General features: G+C 66.1%; 10 protein-coding genes and 1 tRNA gene. 7 read left to right on the top strand and 4 right to left on the bottom strand.

Translation table 11 applies throughout. The features are described 5' to 3' along the window. Positions 1 to 9 precede the first annotated feature (9 nt). Positions 10 to 801: a hydrogenase nickel incorporation protein HypB gene (gene hypB, locus G6N07_RS04905; protein ID WP_085190030.1), complete on the top strand. Its 792-nt coding sequence runs from the start codon at positions 10 to 12 to the stop codon at positions 799 to 801. Between the two features lie 106 nt (positions 802 to 907). Here hypB and G6N07_RS04910 read toward each other — a convergent pair whose 3' ends face one another. Next, the gene (locus tag G6N07_RS04910; RefSeq protein ID WP_085190028.1) at positions 908 to 1,156 is read right to left on the bottom strand and encodes a mycoredoxin; all 249 of its coding nucleotides are present in this window, start codon (positions 1,154 to 1,156) and stop codon (positions 908 to 910) included. Positions 1,157 to 1,228: 72 nt separating this feature from the next. Here G6N07_RS04910 and G6N07_RS04915 point away from each other — a divergent pair, with 72 nt between their 5' ends. Beyond that, positions 1,229 to 3,352 (top strand): ATP-dependent DNA helicase UvrD2, encoded by a 2,124-nt coding sequence (locus G6N07_RS04915; protein ID WP_085190026.1) that lies wholly within the window; start codon positions 1,229 to 1,231, stop codon positions 3,350 to 3,352. Between the two features lie 499 nt (positions 3,353 to 3,851). After that, positions 3,852 to 4,133 carry a WhiB family transcriptional regulator gene (locus G6N07_RS04920; RefSeq protein ID WP_085190024.1) on the top strand — a complete coding sequence of 94 codons (282 nt, stop codon included), beginning with the start codon at positions 3,852 to 3,854 and terminating at the stop codon, positions 4,131 to 4,133. A gap of 21 nt (positions 4,134 to 4,154) precedes the next feature. Here G6N07_RS04920 and G6N07_RS04925 read toward each other — a convergent pair whose 3' ends face one another. The 3 genes from G6N07_RS04925 to G6N07_RS04935 form a co-directional block, all read right to left on the bottom strand. Then, positions 4,155 to 5,489, bottom strand: a complete 1,335-nt coding sequence (locus tag G6N07_RS04925) for a macrolide-binding ATPase MABP-1 (RefSeq protein ID WP_085190023.1) — start codon at positions 5,487 to 5,489, stop codon at positions 4,155 to 4,157. Positions 5,490 to 5,534: 45 nt separating this feature from the next. Then, positions 5,535 to 6,404 (bottom strand): cyclodehydratase, encoded by an 870-nt coding sequence (locus G6N07_RS04930; protein WP_235849683.1) that lies wholly within the window; start codon positions 6,402 to 6,404, stop codon positions 5,535 to 5,537. Positions 6,405 to 6,465: 61 nt separating this feature from the next. Beyond that, entirely contained in the window at positions 6,466 to 7,881 is a 1,416-nt protein-coding gene (locus G6N07_RS04935) for a zinc-dependent metalloprotease (protein WP_085190021.1), read from the bottom strand. A gap of 90 nt (positions 7,882 to 7,971) precedes the next feature. On the opposite strand from G6N07_RS04935, the gene G6N07_RS04940 reads away from it, so the two are divergent. The 4 genes from G6N07_RS04940 (at position 7,972) to G6N07_RS04955 (ending at position 15,305) form a co-directional block, all read left to right on the top strand. Further along, positions 7,972 to 9,000 carry a YlbL family protein gene (locus G6N07_RS04940; protein WP_085190280.1) on the top strand — a complete coding sequence of 343 codons (1,029 nt, stop codon included), beginning with the start codon at positions 7,972 to 7,974 and terminating at the stop codon, positions 8,998 to 9,000. An 84-nt stretch (positions 9,001 to 9,084) separates the two neighbouring features. Then, positions 9,085 to 12,096 carry a UPF0182 family protein gene (locus G6N07_RS04945; protein ID WP_085190019.1) on the top strand — a complete coding sequence of 1,004 codons (3,012 nt, stop codon included), beginning with the start codon at positions 9,085 to 9,087 and terminating at the stop codon, positions 12,094 to 12,096. Positions 12,097 to 12,196: 100 nt separating this feature from the next. Further along, positions 12,197 to 12,273: transfer RNA gene (locus G6N07_RS04950), tRNA-Met, on the top strand. A gap of 581 nt (positions 12,274 to 12,854) precedes the next feature. After that, the gene (locus tag G6N07_RS04955) at positions 12,855 to 15,305 is read left to right on the top strand and encodes an ATP-binding protein (protein WP_085190017.1); all 2,451 of its coding nucleotides are present in this window, start codon (positions 12,855 to 12,857) and stop codon (positions 15,303 to 15,305) included. The last annotated feature ends 71 nt before the right edge of the window (positions 15,306 to 15,376 follow it).

The raw sequence follows: 15,376 nt of genomic DNA on the forward strand, positions 1-15,376 counted from the left end.
GGGGCACCCATGGGCAGGCTGCACCGCCACGAGGACGGCACGGTATCCGTCCACCACCACGACGGGGGACCCCGCGACCACGGCAACCATGCCGGCTACCGGACCGGCGCGCACCGGATCGAGATGCTGGAGTCGATCTTCGCCGAAAACGATGCCCTCGCTGCCCGCAACCGGGAAGCGTTCGACCTCAACGGTGTTCGTGCGGTCAACCTGATGAGTTCACCGGGCTCGGGCAAGACCACGGTACTGGCCGCGACGCTGGACCAGCTGGCCGGCGAGCTAGCCGTCGGTATCGTCGAAGGTGACATCACCACCGACCTCGACGCCGCCAAACTGGCCGGCCGGGGTGCGCAGGTCGCGCTGCTGAACACCAGTGCCGGATTCGGCGGCGAATGTCACCTCGATGCCCCGATGGTCCACCGGGCGCTGCAGGGACTCACGCTGTCGTCCCTGGAGCTGGTGATCATCGAGAACGTCGGCAACCTCGTCTGTCCGGCCGAATTCGATGTCGGTGAGCACGCCAAGGCCATGGTGTACTCCCTGACCGAGGGGGAGGACAAGCCGTTGAAGTACCCGGTGATGTTCCGGTCGGTGGACGTGGTGCTGCTCAACAAGATCGACCTGGCGCCGTATCTGGACGCCGATGTCGAGCGCTACACCGACCACGTCCGGCGGGTGAATCCGACCGCGACGATCTTCGCGGTCAGCGCCCGCACCGGCGAAGGTATGCCGGCGTGGTACGACTGGTTACGCCGGTTTGCGGCCGGTCCTCGCACCTCGGGTGCCGGGCGGGCGCTGTGAACTGCGGCCGGCCCCGTGCCACAATGCCCGCGGCGCTCCGCCCAAACGAACAAACGGGCGCGAAGTTGCGAGTAGATGGCGCCGGTTCGTCGATCTCGGCGAAAGGTCAGCGGCCGAGTTTGGCCTTGACGTCCTTGATGCTCGGGTTGGTCAGCGCCGAACCGTCCGCGAACTTCACCGTCGGAACGGTCTGGTTACCCCCGTTGACCGACATGACGAAATCCGCCGCGGCGGAGTCGCGTTCGATGTCGACTTCGGTCCATGGGATGCCCTCGACCTGCAACGCCTTCTTGAGCCGGACACAGTAGCCGCACCAACTGGTCGTGTACATGGTCAAGGTCTCAGCAGCACTCATAAGACTTCCAACGTAACCGACCGCCTCGACATGCCGACACGGACTGGGCGGTTGTCCGTGCGCCCTGCCAAGATGGGTCGCATGCCAGTCGAGGTCCCCACCTCGTCGCGGGAGCGGCTGCTTGCCGACCTCGACGAGGAACAGCGCGGGGCTGTGCTGGCGCCTCGGGGGCCGGTCTGCGTGTTGGCCGGTGCCGGCACCGGCAAGACCCGTACCATCACCCGCCGGATCGCCCACCTCGTCGCCGCGGGGCAGGTCGCACCTGGACAGGTCCTGGCCGTGACCTTCACCTCCCGCGCTGCGGGCGAGATGCGGGCCCGGCTGCGGGCCCTCGACCAGGAGGCCGGCGGTGTCGGCACCGGGTCGGTGCAGGCCATGACATTCCACGCCGCCGCCCGTCGTCAGTTGCGGTATTTCTGGCCCCGCGTCGTCGGCGACACCTCCTGGCATCTGCTCGACAGCAAGTTCCCCGTGGTGGCGCAGGCCGCCAACCGGGCGCGCGTGCAGGCCGGCACCGACGACGTCCGCGACCTCGCCGGCGAGATCGAGTGGGCGAAGGCGTCGCTGATCAGCCCGGAGGCCTACCCGGGTGCCGTCGCGCAGGCCGGGCGTGACATCCCGATGGACGCCCCGAAGGTGGCCGCCGTGTACGCCGGATACGAGGCACTCAAGGCCCGCCACGACGGCACGGCGCTCCTCGACTTCGACGATCTGCTACTCCACACCGCGGCCGCGATCGAGAACGACGCCGCGGTGGCCACGGAGTTCCGGGACCGCTACCGCTGTTTCGTCGTCGACGAATACCAGGACGTGACGCCCCTGCAGCAGCGGGTGCTCGACGCGTGGCTCGGTCCGCGCGACGATCTGACCGTCGTCGGCGACGCCAACCAGACCATCTACTCGTTCGCCGGGGCCACCCCGCGTTACCTGCTGGACTTCTCCCGCCGGTTCCCCGACGCCGCGGTGATCCGGCTCGAACGCGACTACCGCTCCACACCGCAAGTGGTGTCGCTGGCCAACCGCGTGATCGCGGCCGCGCGCGGCCGCATGGCGGGCAGCAAGCTGCACCTGGTCGGCCAGCGCCCGCCCGGCCCCGCGCCGGCCTTCGCCGAGCACTCCGACGAGGTGGCCGAGGCCGTCGCCGTGGCCAAGGACATCCGCAGGCTGCTCGACGCAGGCACCCCGGCCGCGGAGATCGCCGTGCTATACCGGATCAACGCGCAGTCGGAGGTCTACGAGGAGGCGCTCACCGAGGCCGGCATCGCGTTCCAGGTGCGCGGCGGCGAGGGGTTCTTCAGCCGTCAGGAGATCCGCCAGGCGCTCGTCACGCTGCAGCGCGCCGCTGAACGCAACCTCGAGGGGGAGGTGGCCGACGTCGTGCGCGCGCTGCTCGAACCTCTCGGGCTCACCGCAGAGCCGCCGGCGGGCACCCGGGCCAGGGAACGATGGGAAACGCTGACCGCGCTGGCCGACCTCGTCGACGAAGAGGTCGCCCTGCGTCCGGGTCTGGACATCGGCGGTCTGGTCACCGAACTGCGCCAGCGCGCTGACGCCCGGCACCCACCGGTGGTGCAGGGCGTCACGCTCGCGTCGTTGCATGCGGCCAAGGGCCTGGAGTGGGATGCGGTCTATCTCGTCGGCCTGGCCGACGGCACTCTGCCGATCTCACATGCGCTGACCCACGGCCCCGATAGTGAGCCGGTAGAGGAGGAGCGCCGGCTGTTCTATGTCGGGATAACAAGGGCTCGGGTGCATCTGACGTTGAGTTGGGCGTTGTCCCGGACGCCGGGCGGCCGCCAGAGCCGACGGCCGTCGCGGTTCCTCAACGGTGTGGCGCCGCACTCGCCGCCCGAGGCGTCGGTGACCAGGCCGCGCCGACCCCGTGGCGCCACGCCGCGCTGTCGGGTGTGCAACGAACCACTGACCACACCGCCGTCGATCATGTTGCGTCGCTGCGAAACGTGCTCGTCCGACGTCGACGAACAGCTGCTCGCGGCGCTCAAGGAATGGCGACTCAAAACGTCAAAGGAACTCGGCGTCCCGGCGTTCGTGGTGTTCACCGACAACACGCTGATCGCGATCGCCGAATCGCTGCCCACCGACGAGGCGGCGCTGGTCACCATCCCCGGAATCGGCGCCCGCAAGCTCGAGCAGTACGGCGCCGACGTTCTCGCTTTGGTCAACGCCCGCGGCTGAAACTGCCGACGACCACCAAGATCGCGCCAAAACCGCTGGCAATAAATTGGTTGTGCGATCCGGCTGTGAGGCTCTACCCTCAAGATCACACGTTTGGCGGAGACAAGGAAGGCGGGTGCCCGGATCATGGACAGCAATTTCGTGTTCACCGGCGTAGCCGTTGTCGGCAGCGTGCGTGCCGTTCGGACGGCCGCTGGGATCTCCGTTGCAGCAACGCATCCCGCCTGCACGGCAGTGGCCGGTGCACCGGCTCCGGCTGCGGCGACGCGTGTTGCCATTCCCGCGCAGCCCAAGCGCCGTGCCGCTATCGCCGCGACCCGCAGTCCGTGGAGTGGGGCTCCACCCAGGTAAGCCCCCAGCAAGCCGAATGGCCACGGACCCGCAGTCGCCGGATCCGTGGCCACAGTCTTTTTCGGGGACGCCCCTCCACGAGGACCTGGTCGCGGATTCAGCCAAAGACAGGTGGCCGAGGAAACAACGACCAGGAAGCAGGAATTTCATGTCTGTGGAGGCATGCATACAAAGCGCGGTCCCCGACTTGCCGTGCGAAGTCGGTGATCCCGACCTGTGGTTCGCCGAGAGCCCCGCCGACCTCGAACGCGCCAAGACGCTCTGCGTGAACTGCCCGATCCGCCGAGGGTGCCTGACGGCGGCATTGGAGCGTCGCGAGCCGTGGGGTGTGTGGGGTGGGGAGATCTTCGAACGCGGCACCATCGTCGCGCGTAAGCGTCCGCGGGGACGCCCGCGCAAGAACACAGCGCCGAACCCGGCGGCGGCCTAGCCCCGAGTTCCGGCCTGACGGTCAGTCCACGCCCTCGGCAAATCCCGGGATCAGTTCGGTGGCAAGGGCTTTGGCGGGGATATAGGCGTCGAGCTGGCAGGAGATCGCGACGTTCGACGCGATGACGCGCATCGGGATCGCGAGCTTGGCGGGAACGTCCATTTGGCGCACCGTCTTGATCTGTTGCACCGAGCGGTCCATGTTCACCGCCGCCATCTTCTGCAGCCACTTGCGGGTGTAGTGGAACACCTCGACCTCGAGGGGTTCGACGTACTGGCGCAGCATGTCGTCGACATCCCCGGGGGAGACCTGTTCGCCGCGCTGGATGAAGCCGATCTTCTCCAGGGTGGGCAGCAGTCGGTCGTAGTCCTTGGCCAGCGCGTACCGCACCGCCAGGCCGAGGTCGACGGGGATGCCGCCCGGCAGCGGTGCCACCGCGCCGAAGTCGATGACGCCCATCTTCCCGTCCGGCATCAGCATGAAGTTGCCGGGATGCGCGTCGCCGTGCATCATCTCCAGCCGCCGCGGCGCGTCGTAGGTCAGCTCGAACAGCCGAGTACCCATCAGGTCACGCTCTTCCTGGGTGCCGTCCCGGATGATCACCGACATCGGAATGCCGTCGATCCACTCCGCGACGACCACCTTGGGTGCGCTGGCGACGACGGCGGGTACCACGAAATGCGGGTGGTCGCGATAGGCCTGGGCGAACGCCCGCTGGTTGTCGGCTTCCAGCCGGTAGTCGAGTTCCATCTCGGTGCGCTCGACGAGTTCGTCGACCACGCCCTCGATGTCGGCGCCGGGGGAGAGCTGCTTGAGCACGCTGACCATGCGCTGCATGGTCTTCAGGTCCGCGCGCAACGCCTCGTCGGCGCCGGGGTACTGGATCTTGACCGCGACCTCGCGGCCGTCGGACCACACCGCCTTGTGCACCTGGCCGATGCTGGCCGAGGCGATCGGCTTGTCGTCGAACGAGGCGAAGCGATCCCGCCACTTGGTGCCCAGCTGCGCGTCGAGCACCCGGTGGACCTTGGCGGCGGGCAGCGGCGGGGCGTCCTTCTGCAGCTTGGTCAGGGCCTCGCGGTACGGCTTGCCGTACTGCTCAGGGATCGCGGCCTCCATCACCGAGAGGGCCTGGCCGACCTTCATCGCGCCGCCCTTGAGTTCGCCGAGCACGGTGAAGAGTTGTTGAGCCGCCTTGTCCATCAGTTCGGCGTTGACCTCGTCGCGGGACTTGCCGGTCAGCCTTTTGCCGAAGCCCAACGCCGCGCGCCCGGCCATGCCGACCGGCAGGCTCGCCAGCTTCGCGTTGCGGGCGGCGCGCCCGCGCTTGATGTCAGCCACCAGACCATCATCCACGACGCCGCCGGGCGGGCTGACGACGAACGGGTCACAACTGGTCCGTCAGCAGGTACAACGCGGATGCCGCGACCAACGTCGCACGACGGTGGTGCGGGTGCCGACGTGGAACTCCCACGTGGTGTCCGTGGCGGCGGGGTCCGCCGCGCTCACCGGGTCGCCGGTGTCCTGGATCGCCCGCAGCACCCGGTGGATGCGGTCGAGTGCGACGGCAGCGGTGGCCAACACGGTGGCCCGGTCGGCGCTGCCGACGGTGCCGCGCAGCTGGGCCGCCAGCGCCGGCCACGCCGCGTCGCGGTCACTGCGGTGCAGGTCGGCGCAGGACAGACAGCTCGTGCGGCCCGGAAACACCAGCGGTCCGATCAATCCGGAGCCGTCGCGCATCCGGACCGGTAGGTGGGCGAGGCGCGCGTTGTGCAGATCGCGCACCATGCGCGGTTCGGTCACCAGGTAGTCCGCCAGCACCACCAGGTCGGTGGACTCCGGCGGGGCGGGCGCCTTTGGGGAACGGCTGTGCCCGACCCGGGCGCCCGAACACTGCAGCCCGGCGACCAGCAGATCGGACAGCGGTCCGCGACCGTGGATGCGGATGTTCGGGGTGCGGCAGCGGCGCGGCGGGTCGGCGGTCAGCACGCCGGCGTCGACCAGGTCGCCGACGAGTTCGGCGAGGTCGGCTGGGTCGGCCGTCCCATGCTGGTGCGCTTCGCCACGCAGTTCGGCCATCGTCATCCCCGCCTGCAGGGCCCGCAGCAGATCGGCGAGCCCCGGTGCGGTGAGCCCGGCCGGTGGGCGGACCAGCGTGGCGCGGCGCGGATCCCATCCGACTTGCACCGCGCCGTCCGGGCGCAAGAGCACGGGCAGTGCCGTGTCGAGCGCGTAACGGGAAATCGCGGCGGGAGACGCGGCGAAAGACATGGAAGGACTCTGCCACGGGGCGACCGCGTCACCTGTCACCCATCGACAGGCCTGTGGATAACTAGCGCTGGTCGTCCTCGGGGCGGTCGTCCGGGCCGTCCTCGTCGGGCTTTTCCAGATCGGCTTCGAGGTCGGTGAGGGCCTGCTCGATGGCGCTGTCCACCCCGCTGGTGTCACCGCCGACGATCCGGTCGATGAACGCGGCCGGTTCGTCGAGATCGTCCGACGACGGCAACAGGTCCGGGTGCTGCCACACGCCGTCGCGGGCATCCTGGCCGGCCGCCGCGGTGAGCCGCTCCCACAGCACCGCGGCCTCGCGCAGCTTGCGCGGGCGCAGTTCGAGCCCTACCAGGGTGGCGAAGGTCTGCTCGGCAGGCCCGCCGGTGGCCCTCCGGCGGCGCAGCGTCTCCGACAGGGCGCCGGTGCCGGGAATGCGGTCGCCCAGCGCGGCGGTGACCGCGGTCTGCACCCAGCCCTCGATCAGCGCGAGCAGGGTCTCGAGCCGTTCGAGCGCCGCGACCTGCTCGGGGGTCGCCTTCGGTTCGAAGATGCCCTGGTTGAGCAGCTGTTCCAGGTGCGACGGATCGGTCAACGCGGCCGGGTTGAGGCCCTGCGCCATGTCCTCGATGCCGCTCATGTCGACCTTCATGCCGCGCGCGAACGCCTCGACCGCCGACAGCAACTGGCTCGCCAGCCAGGGCACGTGGCTGAACAACCGATGGTGGGCGGCTTCCCGCGCGGCCAGGAACGTCAACACCTCGCTGCGCGGCTGCTCGAGCCCCTCCGAGAACGCCTCGACGGCCTCAGGCAGCAGCGCGGCGACACCCTTCGGGCCGAGCGGCAGCCCGATGTCGGTCGAGGTCAGCACCTCCTTGGACAGCGTGCCCAGCGCCTGCCCGAGCTGGGAGCCGAACGCCATGCCGCCCATCTGCGACATCATCGCCAGCAGCGGCCCGGCCATCGCGCGGGCCTCCTCCGGCAGCGCCGAGGCCCACACCGTGGAGATCTGCTCGGCCACCGGGTCACATAGCCGCTTCCAGGTGTCGAGGGTGTTGTCGATCCAGTCGGTCGGCGTCCAGGCGACCGCGCGGGTGGTGCCCGCCGGCAGCGGGGTGACGCCGTCGAGCCAGGTCTCGGCGAGCCGCACCGCATCCGCGATCGCCGATGCCGTCTGTTCGGGCACGGGCGCGACGAACCCGATCGCGCTCGCCGCCAGCTGCCGGGCGAGGTCGTAGTTGACCGGTCCGGACTGGGCTCCACCGGCGGTCACAGTGCCTGCGGCGCTGAACATCTCGCCGAGTTTGGTGAAGATCTGGCCGAGGTCGGACACGTCGAAACCGGCGCCGCCCTGCCCGAACATCGAGCCGAACGGATCCGACGGCGAACCGCCCGAACGGGACCCCCCGTCGGGGTCCTTCTTGCTCTTGTCTCGCTCCGGGTCGTCACCCGAGGAGAAGCCGAAAGGCAGGTCAGCCATACCGTCAACGGTACTCACCGGCGCCAGGTCGCGCGGGGGGCCGGTCACGCTTTCGGAGAACGAGGGTGGGACTCCCTTACTGTGGGCGGCGTGAACAGGCGGATTCTGACGCTGCTGATCGCGCTGGTCCCGGTCGTGGCGTTCGGCGTGCTGCTCTCTGCGGTGACGGTCCCGTTCGTCTCGCTGGGCCCCGGACCCACCTTCGACACCCTCGGTGAGGTGGACGGGAAAGAGGTCGTCGACATCACGGGCACCGAGGTGAAGCCGACGTCCGGGCATCTGAACATGACGACGGTGTCCCAGCGCGACGGGCTGACCCTCGGACAGGCACTGACCCTGTGGATGTCGGGCCGCGAACAATTGGTGCCCCGCGAACTGGTCTACCCGCCCGACAAGAGCAAGGAGGAGATCGACGAGGCCAACACCGCCGATTTCCGCAACTCCGAGGACAACGCCGAATACGCCGCGCTGTCGTACCTGAAGTACCCGCCCGCGGTCACCGTCGAAAGCGTCACCGACCCCGGGCCGTCGGCCGGCAAGCTGAAGGACGGCGACGCGATCGACGCGGTCAACGGCAGACCGGTCGCCAATGTCGACGAGTTCCAGGCGCTGCTGAAGACGACTAAGCCCGGTGACGAGCTGGTGCTCGACTTCCGGCGTAAGGGGCAGAAGGATCCGCGCGGCAGCACCACCGTGAAACTCGGCACGAACCCCGACCGCGACTACGGATACCTGGGCATCGGCGTCATCGACGCTCCCTGGGCGTCGTTCACGATCGACTTCAACCTGGCCAACATCGGCGGGCCGTCGGCGGGGTTGATGTTCAGCCTCGCGGTGATCGACAAGCTCACCGCGGGCGACCTCAACGACGGCAAGTTCGTCGCGGGCACCGGAACCATCACCGGCGACGGCGAGGTCGGGTCGATCGGCGGCATCACCCACAAGATGCTCGCCGCCAAGGAAGCCGGCGCCTCGATCTTCCTCGTTCCCGCCGACAACTGCGCCGAAGCCAAGTCCGACCCGCAGGACGGGCTGGAGCTGGTGAAGGTCGGCACACTGACCGACGCCGTCGACGCACTCAACGTGATTTCCGCTGGTGGTGAACCACCACGGTGCTGACCGAACACGAACCCGACGATGCGTAGAGTTGGGGCACGTCGGTGACGACGTCCCCCTTTCCTGTGAGTGAAACGGAGACACCAAGTGGGTATGCGGCCCCCCGCGAGGATGCCGAAGCTGACACGACGAAGCCGGATTCTGATCGGTGTCGCCGTTGTCGCCGTGGTGCTGCTGCTGATCGGGCCGCGGTTCATCGACACCTACGTCAACTGGCTGTGGTTCGGTGAATTGGGTTACCGGTCGGTGTTCACCACGGTGCTGTTCACCCGCATCATCGTGTTCCTGGTCGTCTCCGTCCTGATCGGTGCGATCGTCTTCGCCGGCCTGGCGTTGGCGTACCGGACACGGCCTGTGTTCGTCCCGACGGTCGGACCCAACGACCCGATCGCCCGCTACCGCACCACGGTGATGTCGCGGCTGCGCCTGTTCGGCATCGGCATCCCGGCGTTCATCGGCATCCTGTCCGGCATCGTCGCGCAGACCTACTGGGTGCGGATCCAGCTGTTCCTCCACGGCGGCGAATTCGGTGTCACCGACCCGCAGTTCGGCCTCGACCTCGGCTTCTACGCCTTCGAACTGCCGTTCTACCGGCTGGTGCTGAGCTATCTGTTCGTGGCGACGTTCCTGGCCTTCATCGCGAACCTGTTAGCCCACTATCTGTTCGGTGGTATCCGGCTGACCGGGCGCAACGGGGCCCTGACCCGCTCGGCGCGGATCCAACTCGTCACCCTGGTCGGCATCTTCATCCTGCTCAAGGCGTTCGCCTACTGGCTCGACCGCTACGAATTGCTCAGCCACACCCGCGGCGGCAAGCCGTTCACCGGCGCCGGCTACACCGACATCAACGCCGTGCTGCCCGCCAAGCTGATCCTCCTGGCCATCGCGGTGATCTGCGCGGTTGCCGTGTTTTCCGCGATCGTGCTGCGCGACCTGCGGATCCCTGCCATCGGTGTGGTGCTGCTCCTGCTGTCGTCGCTGGTCGTCGGCGCCGCCTGGCCGCTGGTGGTCGAGCAGTTCAGCGTCAAGCCCAACGCCGCGCAGAAGGAAAGTGAATACATCTCGCGCAGCATCGCCGCGACGCGGCAGGCCTACGGGTTGACCGATGACGTGGTGACCTACCGGGACTACCCGGGCGACGCGCCGGCGACCGCTCAGCAGGTGGCCGCCGACCGGGCGACCACGTCGAACATCCGCGTGCTCGATCCCAACATCGTCAGCCCGGCGTTCACCCAGTTCCAGCAGGGCAAGAACTTCTACTTCTTCCCCGACCAGCTGGCGATGGACCGCTACCGCGACGACGACGGGAACCTGCGCGACTATGTGGTCGCCGCCCGTGAGCTCAACCCGGACCGGCTGATCGACAACCAGCAGGACTGGATCAACCGGCACACCGTCTACACCCACGGCAACGGGTTCATTGCGTCACCGGCCAACACCGTGCGCGGGATCGCCAACGACCCCAACCAGAACGGCGGCTACCCCGAGTTCCTCGCCAGCGTGGTGGGCGCCAACGGCAAGGTGGTCTCGCCCGGGCCGGCACCACTGGACCAGCCGCGGATCTACTTCGGCCCGGTCATCGCCAACACCGTCGACGACTACGCGATCGTCGGTGAGAACGGTGCCCCGCGCGAGTACGACTACGAGAACAACGTCGAGACCCGCAACTACACCTACACCGGATCCGGTGGTGTGGAGATCGGCAACTGGCTGACGCGGAGCCTGTTCGCGGCGAAATTCGCCGAGCGCAACTTCCTGTTCTCCAACGTCATCGGCGATGACAGCAAGATCCTGTTCAACCGCGACCCCGCTGACCGGGTGGAGGCCGCCGCGCCGTGGCTGACTACCGACACCACGGTGTACCCGGCGATCGTCAACCGCAGGATCGTGTGGATCGTCGACGGCTACACCACGCTGGACAACTACCCGTACTCGGAGTTGACGTCCTTGTCGTCGGCGACGGCGGACTCCAATGAGGTGGCCGTCAACCGGTTGGCCCTCAACAAGCAGGTGTCCTATATCCGGAACTCGGTGAAGGCCACCGTCGACGCCTACGACGGCACGGTGACGCTGTACGCGCAGGACGAGAACGACCCTGTGCTGCAGGCGTGGATGAAGGTGTTCCCGGACACGGTCAAGCCCAAGAGCGAGATCTCGCCGGAATTGCAGGATCATCTGCGCTATCCCGAGGACCTTTTCAAGGTGCAGCGCGCCCTGCTGGCGAAGTACCACGTCGACGATCCGGTGACGTTCTTCTCCACGTCGGACTTCTGGGACGTGCCGCTGGATCCGAACCCCACGGCCAGCAGCTTCCAGCCGCCGTACTACATCGTCGCCAAAGACCTTGCCGAGAACAACAGTTCAGCGGCGTTCCAGCTGACCAGTGCGATGAACCGGTTCCGCCGTGACTTCCTCGCCGCGTACATGAGCGCCAGTTCGGATCCGGAGAACTACGGGCAGATCACGGTGTTGACCATCCCGGGTCAGGTCAACGGCCCGAAGCTGGCGTTCAACGCGATCAGCACCGACACCGCGGTCAGCCAGGACCTCGGCGTGATCGGCCGGGACAACCAGAACCGGATCCGGTGGGGCAACTTGTTGACCCTGCCGGTGGGTCCTGGCGGCCTGCTTTACGTGGCGCCGGTGTACGCCTCGCCGGGCACCAGTGACGCGGCGTCGACGTACCCGCGCCTGATCCGCGTGGCGATGTTCTACAACGATCAGGTCGGGTACGGCCCGACGGTCCGTGACGCTCTCACCGACCTGTTCGGCCCAGGCGCCGACGCGACCGCCACCGGCCCGGCGCCGACCAACCTGCCCGACGGGCAGCAGCCGGCGGCCCCGCCACCGGCCGACGGTCCGCAGCCCGCGGCGCAGCCACCCGCCAACCAGACGGGCCGGGTGCCGCCGGCGCCGCCGCCTGCCGCGGTCCCGTCGGGTCCCCAGCAGTTGTCCGAGGCGAAGGCCGCGGCGCTGCAGGAGGTCCAGGAAGCGATGAGTGGACTGCAGGACGCGCAGCGCAGCGGCAACTTCGCCGAGTACGGCGAGGCGCTGCAGCGGCTGGACGACGCGATGAGCCAGTACTCCGAGACCCGCTGAGCCGACACGGGCACGTTCGCGGCCGGACAAGAGTGCCAAAGTGGTGGTAGAGGCCCGATTTGGAATACCAAGCCGGGCTGGGTAACCTCATGTTCACCAACGCGGGGTGGAGCAGCTCGGTAGCTCGCTGGGCTCATAACCCAGAGGTCGCAGGTTCGAATCCTGTCCCCGCTACCAGGTAAAACGGCCCCCGGAGACTACTCCGGGGGCCGTTTTCATGCCCGATGGGAACACTTTTGGGAACATTCCCAACGCAAAGACTTCGTGGGAACGGAATGGGAACCGACTAACCTCCCTTGGCTCACTGACGGGACGACAAGTGCGCCGCCTGGGCTGAAGCCTGTGGCGGTAGACCAACGTGACCCCGGGCGGACGTACCGCCGCGAGTCCGTCTCAGACGGCGCGAGCCGGCGGTTCGCCCTACTGTGCACGGTGCAAAATGAGCACCGTGGACGGGGATCGCTATCCCGGGAAAACTTGGGCGTGCAGATCCGCTCGCTGACAGCGAACATGGCTTATCGACGCAAGTGCTCCGCTACCGTGTGCACGCTGGCGGTCTGTAACCCATGAGGAAAGAGAGCGGGAGTGGCCCGGATAGAATCGGACGTGCTGGAAGAGTTCATAAATCGACTCGCACAGTCGGACGCCGTTCCCTCGACGGTCTCTGAAAGCCTGCGCACGCTGCTTACCCAGGAGAAGCTCCCTAAGCCCGAGCTCCTTGTGGCGCTGTATGCAACGGAAAGTGGGGATCGGCTCGCATGATCCAGCTAAAAGCCATACACATCGAAGAATTTCGGGGCATTCGGCGCCTAGATCTGAACCTGAATTGCGAATCGTTCGTCGTGGCTGGACCCAATGGCTCGGGCAAGAGTGGTGTAGTCGACGCAATTGACTTTGCGCTCACTGGCGGCATTACCCGCCTCAGCGGCTCCGGCACTGGCGGCGTCAGCCTGCTGAAGCACGGACCACACGTGCATCAGCGAGACAACCCGGCGGTAGCACGAGTTGAGCTAACGATCGTCGACACCGCTAGTGGCCAGACGGGTGTGCTGACACGTTGCATCAAGACCGCTGGACAATACACTCTGGAGCCTAGTTCGCCGGAACTTGTTGCTGCCGTGGAGTGGGCTGCTCAGCACCCTGAGCTCACGCTTTCGCGGCGGGAGGTCATTAAATACGTCAACACTGAACCGGGGAAACGAGCCCAAGAGGTTCAGGCGCTCCTCAAATTGGATCGCATCGACGACACGCGCCGACTTTTGCGTACCGCCTTGTCCAAGTCCTCAACCGACGAGAAGCAAAGCGCCGCAAAGGTGAAAGACGCCGAGGACAGCGTGCGGCGACATCTTGACTTATCTTCCTTGCTGGAGTCGGAGATACTCGGTGCGGTAAATAAGCACCGCGACGTGCTAGGCATTGAGCGACTAGGGCTGTTGACCTCTGATACTGACTTGAGCGTTGGCGCTGGAGATCCTGAAGAACCCTCCGGCTTCAATAAGGCTTCCGCGTTGCAAGATATCGCGGTCCTAATTGATTACATCGACGACCACGCTGAGTTGTCCGCAGCAGCGACCGAACTAACCTCTGAACTTGCCGAGCTAGAACGCGACCCTTCAGTGCTCGATGCGCTAAAGCACCGCGCGCTCGTTGAGGTCGGATTGCCGCTAGTCACTGATGCCGCATGCCCGCTGTGCGACCAGACCTGGGACGACGTCGAGACGTTGCGAAATCACCTCCGCGAGAAACTGGCTCGGTCTGAAGCTGCCAAATTCCTTCAGCAGCGCGTGGAGCGAGCGTCCGAGCGGGTAGCTCGGCAGGTACAGCGCGTCCAGGCTCTTATCGGGGCTGCTCAGCCACACGCCGTGAGGCTCGGACTTACGAGCGACCAAGCGACATTGTTGGAATGGTCGGCCGACTTGGCGAGCTTTAACGCGGCCCTGACCAATGTCGAGACCGCTCGTGAACAGGCAGCGCGTCTCAACTCCGACCCGCTGGGGCAGCCCCCGACGTTGATGGCTATTTTAGACGGCATTCGTGGGGCGCTCGAAGCGTTGCCTGATCAGGGCGCGACCGTTAGCGCGCGAACCGCTCTCACGATCGCTCAAGAACGATGGAACCGGCTTCGCCAAGTACGGGCCGAGCATGAAAAGGCCACTGCCGCACAACATACCGCAGATGCCGTGTACAAAACCTATAACGATGTTGCCGACTCCGCTTTGACGAATCTGTATAAGAGCGTTGAGGGCAACTTCAGTGCTTACTATCGCCAAATCAACGCTGACGACGAATCATCGTTCAAAGCCGGTTTGGCGCCGTCTGCTGGAAAGTTGGATTTAGAGGTTGATTTCTACGGTTTAGGCATGTTCCCGCCGATGGCGTATCACAGCGAAGGTCATCAGGACGGTATGGGGGTGTGCCTGTACCTAGCACTGATCAAGCAGCTATTGCGAGAAGACTTCCGCATTGCGGTGCTCGACGACGTCGTTACTTCAGTTGACACTAATCACCGTCGACAATTTTGCACCCTGCTCAAAGACGCTTTTCCTGACGTGCAGTTCATTATTACGACGCACGACGAGGTCTGGGCACGGCAGATGCAGTCGTCGGGCTTAATTCGTCGGCGTGCCCAAGCGCGATTTCACGGATGGAACGTCGACCGCGGACCCGTGTACGGCGAAGGTCAGGATTTCTGGGCACAGATCGATGCCGATCTTGCGAAAGATGATGTACCCGCGGCCGCCCACAAACTGCGCCGCAATCTGGAAGCGTCACTCGCCGATATTGCTGCTGCTATTCAGGGCAGAATCGTATATCGCCCCGACAATAACTACGATCTCGGGTCCTTCTTCTCAGCGGTCAAGGGCCGCCATGGTGATCTACTCAAAAAAGCTGCCACATCGGCGAACTCGTGGAAGAACGAGGTGGCCAAGGAGCAAGTTGAAGAGTTGAAGGCAGCCAGACAGAATGCAATGCTTGGACAAGATGGCGAAAATTGGGCGATCAACGCGTTAGTGCACAACAACGACTGGGCTGTCATGGCAAAGGCGGACTTCACGCCGGTTGTTGAGGCATGCAAGGATTTCTTGGACCTGTTTACGTGCCGCGGTTCCGAGTGCGATGCATGGGTGTACGTAGTCGGGCTACCAGGAAAGGAAGAAGCAATGCGGTGCGCATGTGGCACCCTCAACCTTAATCTGCGGTCGAAGTAAGAGCTCCATCGATCTCTCGGTTATCAGTCGCTCCTTATTCGCCGAGAATGAAACCAGCTTAGGTCGCGTCG

The sequence above is a fragment of the Mycolicibacterium doricum genome (genome assembly GCF_010728155.1).
Lineage (GTDB): Bacteria > Actinomycetota > Actinomycetes > Mycobacteriales > Mycobacteriaceae > Mycobacterium > Mycobacterium doricum.

Coding starts and splice junctions, on each gene's coding strand:
- G6N07_RS04910 (WP_085190028.1), bottom strand. CDS start 1,156: ATGAGTGCTGCTGAGACCTTGACCATGTACACGACCAGTTGGTGCGGC.
- G6N07_RS04930 (WP_235849683.1), bottom strand. CDS start 6,404: ATGTCTTTCGCCGCGTCTCCCGCCGCGATTTCCCGTTACGCGCTCGAC.
- G6N07_RS04935 (WP_085190021.1), bottom strand. CDS start 7,881: ATGGCTGACCTGCCTTTCGGCTTCTCCTCGGGTGACGACCCGGAGCGA.
- G6N07_RS04920 (WP_085190024.1), top strand. CDS start 3,852: ATGTCTGTGGAGGCATGCATACAAAGCGCGGTCCCCGACTTGCCGTGC.
- G6N07_RS04915 (WP_085190026.1), top strand. CDS start 1,229: ATGGGTCGCATGCCAGTCGAGGTCCCCACCTCGTCGCGGGAGCGGCTG.
- hypB (WP_085190030.1), top strand. CDS start 10: ATGGGCAGGCTGCACCGCCACGAGGACGGCACGGTATCCGTCCACCAC.
- G6N07_RS04955 (WP_085190017.1), top strand. CDS start 12,855: ATGATCCAGCTAAAAGCCATACACATCGAAGAATTTCGGGGCATTCGG.